Genomic DNA, 10,645 nt, shown 5'->3' with positions numbered 1-10,645 from the left:
CGCTAGGCAGCCGCGGGGGTGCGGCGCCTCTGCCGACCGGCCACCCGGGACGGCCGGTCGGCCACGGAGATCGAGCCGGTCAGCGGGCAACCTCGGCCGTGGGGTGGGGACGGGCGCGGGGTGGCGGGCGGCGCGAGGTGGCGGCGGGCGCGGAGTGGCGGACGGCGCGAGGTGCCGGACGGCGGCAGGTGGCGGGCGGCGGCAGGTGGCGGGCGGCGGCAGGTGGCGGGCGGCGGGTGGCGGGTGGCGAGCGACGCAGGTGGCGGGCGACCGAGTGGCGGGCGACCGGGTGGTCGTAGGCCGCCAGGTGGTGCGTGTGGCTACCAGCGGCGAAGCGGCAGCCAGTGGCGCGGCCGGCGGGTGCCGCGCGCGGCTGAGATGTGCGGGCGACCCCGGGGGTGCTGGCCCCCCGTGGCGCTTCCGGTTGCCGGCGGCGAAGCAGGCAGCCGGTCGTGCGTGCGTGCGTGGAGCGCAGCCCGGCGAACCGGGCAGCCGGTCAGCCGGTCGCGCGTTCCCGGCGGCGGCGGGTCAGCTCGTCCTCGGTCATCGGCGCGATCTCCACGCCGTCCGCCCGTTCGGCCGGGAACTCGTGGATGGTCCCGCTGATCTCGCGCATCGCGCCGCTCACCGCGATGCCGAACACGCCCTGACCGCCCTGCAGCAGGTCGACGACCTCCTCCGGCGACGTGCACTCGTACACGGTCGTGCCGTCGGAGAAGAGCGTTATCTTCGCGAGGTCCTGCACGCCGCGGCGGCGCAGGTGGTCCACGGCGACCCTGATGTTCTGCAGGGAGACGCCGGTGTCCAGCAGCCGCTTCACGACCTTGAGGACCAGGATGTCCTTGAACGAGTACAGGCGCTGACTGCCCGAGCCGTGCGCCATCCGCACCGTCGGGGCGACGAGGCCGGTCCTGGCCCAGTAGTCGAGCTGCCGGTACGTGATGCCCGCGACCTGACACGCCGCGGGACCCCGGTAACCGACGAGCTCGTCCGGCAGCGAGGAGTCCGGGAACAGCTCGCCCTGCTGCCCGGATCCGGCCCTCAAGGGCGCTTCCTCGACCACGCCTGCCTCCCCTCGAGAACGGCCACGAAACTCGATGGCCGTCAAGCCGCCACGTCAGCTCGCGCGAACCAGCGACGTCCACTCGAGTTCGACGGTAAGACCGCTCCGATGGCAGGTCAACGCGACGCGCGGGGAGTGTCGACCCTCAACCTCAAGCTGAGAGTCATGCCGTCACCCGAACAAGGACGTTCAGGTGACGTTTAGTGATCGTTTAGCGGCACGATCGTGCGGAAAGTAGTCCGACGGAGCGACACGCGGATGGAGTACGACGCCCTCGAACGAAACGAAGAGCGACAGGCACCTCAACCCGGATGCCTGCGCCCGCCTGTGCCGCTCCCGCGTGTCCGCTCCGCGGAAGTGCCTACGTGTCCGCTCCGCGGAAGTCCTCCGGGGAGACGGAGTCGAGGAACTCGCGGAACTTCTCCACCTCGTCCTCCTGCTCGTCCGGGATGATGAGGCCCGCCTCGGCGAGCACGGACTCCTCCGCGTGGATCGGCACGCCCACCCGCAACGCCAGCGCCACCGAGTCCGACGGCCGCGCGGACACCCGCACGTCCCCGTCGAACACGAGCTCGGCGAAGAACGTGCCCTCCTGCAGGTCGGTGATCCGCACCTGTTCGAGGTTGCGGCCCAGCGCCCCGATGACGTCCTTGAGGAGGTCGTGCGTCAACGGCCTGGCCGGCCGGACGCCCTGTTGCTCGAGTGCGATGGCCGTGGCCTCGACGGAGCCGATCCAGATCGGCAGGTACCGCTCACCTTCGGTTTCCCGGAGCAGGAGGATCGGCTGGTTCTGGGGCAGCTCCACCCGGACGCCCACGACGCGCATCTCACTCATCGGGTCTCGCCTCCCTCTGACTCGTTGGGGAGTACCCGGCTCACTCCGAGCATCCCCCGGCGTATGCGTTCGACGCTACCCGCCAAGCGGGCCGTGTGCTCAATCGTTGCGGGTGGAACGTGATCAAGATGATTGACGCAGGCCCGCTCTCACCAACAACGTGTGCAACGAGGTGAAGAGGTCAGCCAATTCCCGAACCGTCTCGGGATCTGAGAACGACTTCAGCAGGACGACCTCGTGATCCGCTGCCGCGCGGACCGCGCGCAGGTGCTCGCGCTCGACGCCGAGTCCGGTCATCGTCCGGATCGTGCGGAGCGCGGTGATGTCGTCGGTGGTGAACCGGCCACCGGGGCCGGGGCGCAGCAGGCCGTCGCGTTCCAGCTGGGACAGCTGGTCCGCGCTGATGCCGGTCTGGGCCAGCAGATCGGGCCGCGACACCGAGGCCGAGTCCGCGGGAGCGGAGTCGAGCTGGTCGCGGATCACCTTGAGCGGCAGGTACCTGTCTCGTTGTGCGGACAGCACGAACCGCAGCCTCTCGACGTCCGCCGCGCTGAACTGGCGGTAGCCGGAGGCCGTGCGTGCCGGGCGGACCAGCCCCTCCGCTTCCAGGAAGCGGATCTTGGAGATGGTCACGTCGGGGAACTCGGGGCGAAGCTCGTCCAGCACCGCCCCGATGCTCAGCACCCCGCGTCGTGGCCGCCCGGCCGTCACGCGTCAGGCTCCCGCGGAGCCAGGACCCGTCAGGAAGACGAGGCGGAACTTGCCGATCTGGACCTCGTCACCGTTCGCGAGCACGGCCTGGTCGACCGGCTCGCGGTTGACGTAGGTGCCGTTGAGGCTGCCGACGTCGATGACGACGAACTCGCCGCTCTCCCGGCGGAACTCGGCGTGCCGGCGCGAGACCGTCACGTCGTCCAGGAAGATGTCGCTGTCGGGGTGGCGCCCTGCGCTCGTCGTGTCGCGGTCCAGCAGGAACCGGGATCCGGCGTTCGGGCCGCGCTTCACCACGAGCAGCGCGGATCCGGCGGGAAGGGCGTCAACGCCGGCAACAGCCGGCTCCGGGGCGGGCGCCTCGGCGCCGCCCTCCATCTCCTGGAGGAAGTCCGCCCGGAAGACGGAGGTCCGCTCCGGGGACTGCTCCGGCGGAACGCCTGGGCCGTCGTTCGTGCTCACCTGAGCTCTCCTCCTGCTGCTGGATCCGTCACTTCCGGTAAAACTTATCGCGTCCGAGTCGCCACCCTCAGCGCGGCTCCCCTTCCGGCCGAAGATCCGGCGAAAGATCGACGTCACCCCTGCGCCACCAGCTCCTGGTACCCGGCCGCGTCCAGCAGGCCCTCGAGCGCCTCCGGGTCGCTCACGCGGAGCTCGACCATCCAGCCCTCGCCGTACGGGTCGCTGTTCACCGAGTCCGGCGTCTGGACCAACGTGTCGTTGATCGCGACGACCTCCCCGTCGAGCGGCGAGTAGAGGTCGGAGACGCTCTTGGTCGACTCGACCTCGCCGAACGTGTCACCCGCCGCCACGGTGTGACCGACCTCGGGCAGCTGGACGAAGACGACGTCACCGAGCTGTTCCTGGGCGTAGTCGGTGATGCCGACGCGCACTGTGTCCTCGCCGGTGCGGAGCACCCACTCGTGCTCTTCGGTGTAGCGAAGCTCCTCGGGAATCAACTGACTGCGCTCCTCGTGCTCAACCTGTATGGGGTGATCTTTTCACGCGGCCGTGCGAGGTGTGACCCGCAGGGCCAGGAAGAACTGGTAGACGTACAGCAGCGCCGACCACAGGTAGAGCGCCCCGCCCCACGCCGTGAACGCGTAGGCGAACGGCAGGGCGACCTGGGCCCAGCCGGAGTCGCCCTGCGCCAGCAGCAGCAGGGGGAACGCGTAGAGAAGGTTGAAGGTCGCGGCCTTGCCCAGGTAGGTGACCTCGAACGGCCCCCAGCCCCGCGTGCGCAGGACCAGCAGGCAGAGGCCGACCACCACCTCGCGCCCGACCAGCACCAGGGCGATCCAGAGCGGGACGATGTCCCTGATCACGAACGCCAGCAGCGTGCAGAACACGTAGAGCCGGTCGGCGGCGGGGTCGAGCAGCGCGCCCAGGCGGCTCATCTGGTCGAGCCAGCGCGCGAGCTTGCCGTCCAGCCAGTCGGACAGCCCCGCGAAGACGAGGACGAGCAGCGCCCAGCCGTCCGCGCGGGGTCCGAGCAACAGGTACAGGAAGAGCGGAACACCGGCCAGCCGCAACACGCTGAGCAGGTTCGGAATCGTCAGCAGGCGATCAGCCGGATCACGCACACCCGCACTCTAAACGAGTGGCTGCGCACGGGCTGCCGGATGGCGTCACGGCACGCGGTGCGACTGGGCGCGGATGGCGCTGGGCGTTCGTTTCCCTCGGGAGAAGATCTCAGGCTGTGCGCGTGAGCGACCAGCCGCGGCGCTGCATCTCGGCACCGGTGATCGCGTGCGGCCGGCCGCGGTCGTCGCGACCCACCCAGCGAGCGCGGAAACCCTCGAGCACGTAGGCGTGTCCCCTGCTCCACACCACGCTGCACGGCGCGGTGGGCAGTTCGGCGACCGGCAGCGGCTGGGTCTCCATGGCGGTTCTCATCTCAGTCCCTCCGTGACATCAGGGATGTCGTGCACCGGGGTTCCGGCGTTATCCCTGCAAACGAATTCTGGCGGACTGTGGTTCAGAACACGTGTCCAGTGTGGATCGTAAGCGTTAACTGGGCCGATCGGCGCGCCGAGCTGTTCGGGCCCGAAGCGCGGCGGAAGACCGTGTGATTGCCGGCGCAACCGTTCGTCGTGCGACGACGACCGCACGGCGTCGCCGCGAGATCGGCCGGACCCAACCCACCTTCCGGACCAGCTGAAACCTCCCGGCGCGGATTTCACCCGGCCGGCGGAACGCTCCGCACACCCCGGTCGTGACACCGTTCGCCGACCTCCCGGCACGACCGGTGGCGGCTCCGGCACACGCGTCCGACCGGAGCAGCGACGGCGGATCCGCTGCCGTAATCGCGATCCGGGTGGAGACTTTTGGGAGGCTCTGCACGTTTGAGCCAACCATTGTCCGGGTACTGGTGGCTCGACCTGTCCTGTCGAGCGGTTCCTCCCGTACGGTGGGGCCGCAGCGGTTGAGCCAGCAGCCGCACCGGGGCCGCTGCTGTGGCGGCTCCCTGTTTGCAGAGGGAGTACATCAGTGACTGTGCAGGACCCGCGAGCGGAGCAGACGATCGAGCTGTCGGTTCGGCAGCCGGCGCCCGGTGTCACGGTGCTCGCCGTGTCCGGTGAGGTCGACATGGTGTCCGCGCCCGCGCTGCGCGACGCTCTCGTGAACGGCCTCGGCGACGGCGGCACCTTCATCATCGACATGACCGGCGTGACGTTCCTCGGCTCCGCCGGGCTGGCGGTGCTGGTCGAGGCCGCACGCCTGGCCCAGAAGGCCGGGACCGCGCTCAAGGTCGTCGCGACCGCGCGTGCCGTGACCCGCCCGCTCGAGGCCACCGGCCTCGGCGAGGTGCTCAGCGTGAGCGACTCCGTGGACTCCGCCCTGGGCGGCTGACCCGAGCGGTTACCCCGTCCGGACGTCGAGGCGGTTCCCCGCCTCTTCCAGTGCCGCGGCGACGTCGTGGAGGGCCCGTTCCAGCCCGTCGGTCTCCTCACCCACGTGGGTGAGGTCGACGGTCAGCGGCACGGTGCCTCCCCGCGCAGCCGTGGTCAGCACCCGCCGCAACGACGGACCGGCTTCCACGGGCACGTCCCCGCGCACGACCGCCACAACACCGGAGGAGGTCTCGTGGACCCGCACGTCGCACTCGGACGGGCGGCGGGCCGCGGGAACCACCGGCGCGGGCGTCCGGCGCAGGTGCACCGTCGTGCCGTTCGCGCTGCGGTCCACCTCGACGGAGTCCACGCTCTCCCGCATGAGCAGCAGCCCACGACCCCGCGTGGTCAGCTCGGGCGGCGGCACGCGCCACCGCCCGTGGTCGACGACATCGACCTGGACGCACCCGTCGTGGCCGGTGCTCGCCCGCACCTCGACCGTCCCGCGCGCGGAACCGGGATAGGCGTGTTCGATCGAGTTGTTGACCGCCTCGCTGACCGCGAGGACGAGATCGCTCGCCTCGTCCTCGCCGAACCCGCGGTTCTCCAGCCAGGTGCGGAGCTGGTGCCGCACCGGCGCCACCTCGCGCGCGTCCGCCGGAAAGCGGAGGTCCAGGGAGTTCTCGTGCACCAGCACAACGCTCCTCCCGGTCATCTCCTCCTGGCTTTTCAGAAGGTGATTTCCCGGGCGGCCGCAGGAATACACGTGTGAAATGAGATCGATTCGGGTACGGCAACGACGTGCCGGCCTTCAGCAGAACGGACTACGAGGTGGGTGTGACGCAATTGTCAGGGGTCGAACTGCGGATGGCCGCGGATCCGACGCAGCTGTCGATCGTGCGAGCGGTCGCGGCGGACATCGCGATGCGGCAGGACTTCGACCTCGACTCGATCGAGGACCTGAAGCTCGCCGTCGACGAGACGTGCTCGACGTTGATCACGCTGGCGGCCCAGGACGCGGTCCTCAGCTGCCACTTCGACGTGGACGACAGGGGCGCGGTGCACGTGTCGGCGAAGGTCGCCACGAAGGCCGCGGCGGGACCGGACGAGAACAGCTTCGGCTGGCGCGTGCTGACGGCGCTCGTCGACTCGGTGCAGACCAGGGTCGAGGAGACCGAAGGGTCCGTGGTCCACATCGGCCTCGTGAAGTCCACGGCAGGGGCGGTGGATGCGTGACCGGGTCGGACGAGACGACCACGACGACGAAGCCGGACGAAGAAGCGGCGGCGGTCGAGGCGGTCGAGGAGACGAGGAGCTCCGGCAAGGGTGGTGACTACGACCACCTGGCCCCGATGTTCGCGGAGCTGGCGGCCACGCCGCCGGGTCCGAAGCGGGAGACGCTGCGGGACCGGCTCGTCACCGAGCACCTCCCGGTCGCCCAGCACATCGCCCGGCGCTTCGGGCACCGCGGCGAGCCGCACGAGGACCTCGTGCAGGTGGCCACGGTCGGCCTGATCAACGCCGTCGACCGCTTCGACCCGGAGCGGGGCAGCGACTTCCTGTCGTTCGCGGTGCCGACGATCATGGGAGAGGTCCGGAAGTACTTCCGGGACTCGAGCTGGTCGGTGCGGATGCCGAGGCGGCTCAAGGAGCTGCACCTGGCGATCAACGCGGGCACTTCACGGCTGTCGCAGTCGATGGGCCGCGCGCCCACCCCGTCGGAGCTGGCCGAGCACCTGGGCCTGACCCGCGAGGAGATCCACGAGGGACTCGCGGCGGGCAACGCCTACCAGAGCGCCTCGCTCGACGACATGCTGATGTCGGAGGACTCGTCGATCTCGCTGGGCAGCACGATCGGCGAGGAAGACCCCGAGATCGCCATGATCGAGCAGCGGGAGGCTCTGCACCCGCTCCTGCAGAAGCTGCCGGAGCGGGAACGCAAAATCGTGATCATGAGGTTCTTCGGCAACATGACGCAGACCCAGATCGCGCAGAAGGTCGGCATCTCGCAGATGCACGTCTCCCGCCTCCTGGCAAAGACGCTGCGTCAGCTGCGGGACGTGCTGGAGGAGTAGCGCTCGGAGGAGTGGGCGCGAAGACGGCGCCGGGCCGCGTTGATGATCTGGCGCCGTTCGTCCTCTCCCATGCCGCCCCACACGCCGTACGGCTCCTGGGCCTCGAGCGCGTGGGCGCGGCACTGCGCGAGCACCGGGCAGGTGCCGCAGATGGCCTTGGCCTTCTCCTCCCGAGCAGCCCGCGCGTAGCCGCGTTCGTTGTCCGGGTGGAAGAAGACAGCGCTGTTCTGGCCGCGGCACAGGCCTGTCATCTGCCAGTCCCACACGTCGGTGACCGGCTTGGGCAGACGGGTGGTGCAGGTCATCGCGACTCCCTAACTGGGCGGAAAGAGTTGCGATCACTGCGTACCTCTGCTTGAGCAGGGGTAAACCTGCTTACAGCCTTTCGGGTGCGCCAATTCCCAGCAGGGAAAGACCCAGCGTGAGCACGCGTGAGGTGAGCGTGAGCAGGTGCAGCCGGGAGTCCTGCAGCTCGCGCGTCGCGGCTGTCGCGACCGGGCAGCTGGTGTAGAAGGTGGAGAACGCCGTGGCGGTCTCGAACAGGTAGTTCGTGATCTTGTGCGGCGCGAGCTCGTCGATGGCCGCCTGGACGGCCGCGGGCAGCTGCAGCAGCTTCAGCGCGAGGTCCCGCTCGGCCTGCTCCTGCAGGACCAGCGGGGCGTCCGCGGGGGCGTCCCGCCCGACCTTGCGCCCGATCGACAGGATCCGGGCGTTCGCGTACTGGATGTAGACGGACGTGTCGCCGGTGGTCGCGAGCATCTTCTCCCAGGTGAAGACGTAGTCCTTCTCCCGGTCGCTCGACAGGTCGGCGTACTTGACGGCCCCGAGCCCGATGGTGCGGGCGAGCGCGTCCTTCTCCGCACCCTCCACTTCGGACGTCTCGGGCATCACCGCGTAGGCGTTCTCGACGGCCTCGGTCAGCAGGTCGATCAGCTTGATCGTGCCGCCGGCCCGCGTCCGGATCGTCTTGCCGTCGGAGCCCAGGATCGTGCCGAACGCGGTGTGCACGGCGGTGTGCGCGTCGTCGAGCCACCCGGCCTGCCGGGAGGTGGCGAAGATCATCTGGAAGTGCTGGGACTGCGGAGCCCCGACGACGTAGATCAGGTCGTCGACCTTGCGCTCCCGCACCCAGTACCGCAGGGTGGCGAAGTCGGTGGTGGCGTACCCGTACCCGCCGTCGCTCTTGCGCACGATCAGCGGCAGCCGGTCGCCCTCGCGGTTGGTGAACCCCGGCGGGAACACGCACAGCGCGCCGTCGCTGGTCTCGACGAGACCCTTCTGCTGCAGCTCGGTGATCGCGTCCGCGAGGTAGGGGTTGTAGAAGCTCTCCCCGTAGATGTCCCCGGCCGACAACCCGATCCCGAGCATCTCGTAGACCTCGTTGAAGTGCCGCTGCGACTCCCCCACCAGCTCCCGCCACAGCGCGAGCGTGTCCTCGTCCCCGCCCTGCAGCAGCACGACCCGCCGCCGCGCGCGGTCGGCGAACCCGGGCTCGTTGTCGAACTTCTGCCGGGCCTGCTGGTAGAAGGCGTTGAGGTCGCTGATCTCGTGGTCGGCCCCGTGCCCGAGGTCGGTGAGGTGCTCGATGAGCATGCCGAACGGCGTGCCCCAGTCCCCGAGGTGGTTGTGCGGGATCACCTCGTGCCCGGCGAACGCGAGCAGCCGGCAGAACGCGTCCCCGATGATCGTCGACCGCAGGTGCCCGACGTGCATCTCCTTGGCGACGTTGGGGCTGCTGTAGTCGATGGCGATCCGCCGCGGCTCCTCGGTGACGGGCACCCCGAGCCGGTCGTCCGCGAGCAGCCGCGCGGCCTCGGCCTCCAGCCACTCCCGCTTGAGCCGCAGGTTGATGAACCCGGGCCCGGCGATCTCGGGCGTCTCGACGGCGTCCCCGGCGTCGAGGTGCTCGACGATCAGCGCCGCGACCTCGCGGGGGTTCTTGCCGAGCTTCTTGGCGAGGCTCATGGCCACGTTGCACTGGTAGTCGGCACCGTCGCGGTGGGACGGTCGGATCAGCGCTTCCTCCGCGGTGATGTCGACGTCCAGAGCGGCGCGCAAGGCACCCGCGACCCGCTGGCCCAGTTCGAGCCCGACATCTCCACGCAGCACTGAACACACCTTTCACCCGCGGCTTGTTCTCCCCAGTATTTCACCCGGCGCCAAACCCGCAGCGGAGAGGCGAAGCCGAAGCGACGGCGAAGCCGAGCAGTCTTGGCTTTTACCGGGCGCACCCCACTCCAGACGCACGAACCAACGCAACAGCAAGCCGCCCAACGCACCAGGCGTGCCATCAACCCGCCCACGGCGCTGGCCGGTCTTTGATCAGCTGGCGGGGTCCGGGGCGGAGCCCCGAGCACGAAACCGGAACCCGCACCTCAAAACGACACCCTCACCACCGCCCGAGCAACAACGCCCCACCACCGACGAGCGCAGCCGCACTGACCACCCCGAAGAAGAACACCCACCCCAGCGCCGGAACCCCGGTCAACCACGCCAGCTGGTCGGCGTCGGACCGGGGGGCCTGCCGGCGCCACCGCTTGACCTGCAGCTCCCACACCGGCCGGACCCCGCCCAGCAGCAGGAACCACGCGAAGACGTAGGCGGCGACGTCCCGGACCTCGGCGGAGGCGTAGAACGAGACGAACAGGAACGCCCCGCCGGTGACCACGACGGACAGCACCCCGAACACGTTGCGGATCATCACCAGCATCGCAGCGAGGAAGACTATCGAGATCCACAGCATCACCTGGATCTGCTCGGTGGTGATCAGCACGGCCGCCCCGAACCCGAGCAGCGACGGCGCCACGTACCCGGCGAGCGCCGTCAGCACCATGCCCGGCCCGCGGGGCTTCCCGCGGGACACGGTCAGCCCGCTGGTGTCGGAGTGCAGCTTGATCCCGCTCAGCCGCCGGCCGGTCAGCACGGCGAACAGCGCGTGCCCGCCCTCGTGGGCGATCGTGATGACGTTGCGGGTGACCCGCCAGAACCCGTGCACCGCGACGGCCAGGAACGCCGCCAGCGCGGTCCCCCAGGTGATCAGCACCTCGTGGGTCAGCAACGAGTCCGGCATCAGGTCGGAAGGCATCGCGACATACAAACAGACGCGCCGTGAGAGCCACATCAAGCG

Annotated in this window: 14 protein-coding genes and 1 pseudogene; 4 read left to right on the top strand and 11 right to left on the bottom strand. The window is 69.8% G+C overall.

Annotated elements, in window-relative coordinates; all coding sequences use genetic code 11:
* Positions 1 to 299: pseudogene (locus ACFWGZ_RS34660) on the top strand (hypothetical protein); the annotation flags it as partial.
* A 197-nt stretch (positions 300 to 496) separates the two neighbouring features.
* On the opposite strand, the gene ACFWGZ_RS34655 reads toward ACFWGZ_RS34660, so the two are convergent.
* From ACFWGZ_RS34655 to ACFWGZ_RS34625, 7 genes are all read right to left on the bottom strand, one after another.
* Positions 497 to 1,063 (bottom strand): MerR family transcriptional regulator, encoded by a 567-nt coding sequence (locus tag ACFWGZ_RS34655; RefSeq protein ID WP_382455804.1) that lies wholly within the window; start codon positions 1,061 to 1,063, stop codon positions 497 to 499.
* Positions 1,064 to 1,424: 361 nt separating this feature from the next.
* A complete protein-coding gene (locus tag ACFWGZ_RS34650) occupies positions 1,425 to 1,898 on the bottom strand; it encodes a bifunctional nuclease family protein (protein WP_030468959.1) in 474 nt (157 codons plus the stop codon).
* 123 nt (positions 1,899 to 2,021) lie between these two features.
* Entirely contained in the window at positions 2,022 to 2,579 is a 558-nt protein-coding gene (locus ACFWGZ_RS34645; protein WP_382455806.1) for a MerR family transcriptional regulator, read from the bottom strand.
* A gap of 33 nt (positions 2,580 to 2,612) precedes the next feature.
* Positions 2,613 to 3,071: a glycogen accumulation regulator GarA gene (gene garA / locus ACFWGZ_RS34640; protein WP_382455803.1), complete on the bottom strand. Its 459-nt coding sequence runs from the start codon at positions 3,069 to 3,071 to the stop codon at positions 2,613 to 2,615.
* Positions 3,072 to 3,184: 113 nt separating this feature from the next.
* On the bottom strand, positions 3,185 to 3,568 hold the full coding sequence (gene gcvH, locus ACFWGZ_RS34635; protein WP_382455802.1) for a glycine cleavage system protein GcvH: 384 nt from the start codon (positions 3,566 to 3,568) through the stop codon (positions 3,185 to 3,187).
* A gap of 42 nt (positions 3,569 to 3,610) precedes the next feature.
* Positions 3,611 to 4,192 carry a CDP-alcohol phosphatidyltransferase family protein gene (locus tag ACFWGZ_RS34630; RefSeq protein ID WP_382455801.1) on the bottom strand — a complete coding sequence of 194 codons (582 nt, stop codon included), beginning with the start codon at positions 4,190 to 4,192 and terminating at the stop codon, positions 3,611 to 3,613.
* 109 nt (positions 4,193 to 4,301) lie between these two features.
* Positions 4,302 to 4,505, bottom strand: a complete 204-nt coding sequence (locus ACFWGZ_RS34625) for a hypothetical protein (RefSeq protein WP_382455800.1) — start codon at positions 4,503 to 4,505, stop codon at positions 4,302 to 4,304.
* A 594-nt stretch (positions 4,506 to 5,099) separates the two neighbouring features.
* Between ACFWGZ_RS34625 and ACFWGZ_RS34620 the strand changes: the two genes are divergently transcribed.
* Positions 5,100 to 5,462: an STAS domain-containing protein gene (locus ACFWGZ_RS34620; protein ID WP_382455799.1), complete on the top strand. Its 363-nt coding sequence runs from the start codon at positions 5,100 to 5,102 to the stop codon at positions 5,460 to 5,462.
* Between the two features lie 9 nt (positions 5,463 to 5,471).
* On the opposite strand, the gene ACFWGZ_RS34615 is transcribed toward ACFWGZ_RS34620, so the two are convergent.
* The gene (locus tag ACFWGZ_RS34615; protein WP_382455798.1) at positions 5,472 to 6,158 is read right to left on the bottom strand and encodes an ATP-binding protein; all 687 of its coding nucleotides are present in this window, start codon (positions 6,156 to 6,158) and stop codon (positions 5,472 to 5,474) included.
* Between the two features lie 122 nt (positions 6,159 to 6,280).
* Between ACFWGZ_RS34615 and ACFWGZ_RS34610 the strand changes: the two genes are divergently transcribed.
* Both ACFWGZ_RS34610 and ACFWGZ_RS34605 read left to right on the top strand, forming a co-directional pair.
* On the top strand, positions 6,281 to 6,679 hold the full coding sequence (locus ACFWGZ_RS34610; RefSeq protein ID WP_382455797.1) for an ATP-binding protein: 399 nt from the start codon (positions 6,281 to 6,283) through the stop codon (positions 6,677 to 6,679).
* 116 nt (positions 6,680 to 6,795) lie between these two features.
* Entirely contained in the window at positions 6,796 to 7,518 is a 723-nt protein-coding gene (locus tag ACFWGZ_RS34605) for a SigB/SigF/SigG family RNA polymerase sigma factor (protein ID WP_382455805.1), read from the top strand.
* On the opposite strand, the gene ACFWGZ_RS34600 is transcribed toward ACFWGZ_RS34605, so the two are convergent.
* The 3 genes from ACFWGZ_RS34600 to ACFWGZ_RS34590 form a co-directional block, all read right to left on the bottom strand.
* On the bottom strand, positions 7,491 to 7,823 hold the full coding sequence (locus tag ACFWGZ_RS34600; protein ID WP_382455796.1) for a WhiB family transcriptional regulator: 333 nt from the start codon (positions 7,821 to 7,823) through the stop codon (positions 7,491 to 7,493). The genes ACFWGZ_RS34605 and ACFWGZ_RS34600 overlap by 28 nt on opposite strands.
* A 70-nt stretch (positions 7,824 to 7,893) precedes the next feature.
* Entirely contained in the window at positions 7,894 to 9,627 is a 1,734-nt protein-coding gene (gene argS, locus ACFWGZ_RS34595; protein WP_382455795.1) for an arginine--tRNA ligase, read from the bottom strand.
* A 280-nt stretch (positions 9,628 to 9,907) separates the two neighbouring features.
* Positions 9,908 to 10,603, bottom strand: coding sequence for a M50 family metallopeptidase (locus ACFWGZ_RS34590; RefSeq protein ID WP_382455794.1), 696 nt, complete (start codon positions 10,601 to 10,603; stop codon positions 9,908 to 9,910).
* Between the last annotated feature and the right edge of the window lie 42 nt (positions 10,604 to 10,645).

This window comes from Lentzea sp. NPDC060358, assembly GCF_042725365.1.
GTDB lineage: Bacteria > Actinomycetota > Actinomycetes > Mycobacteriales > Pseudonocardiaceae > Lentzea.
This window is presented reverse-complemented; position numbering and strand designations above follow the sequence as displayed.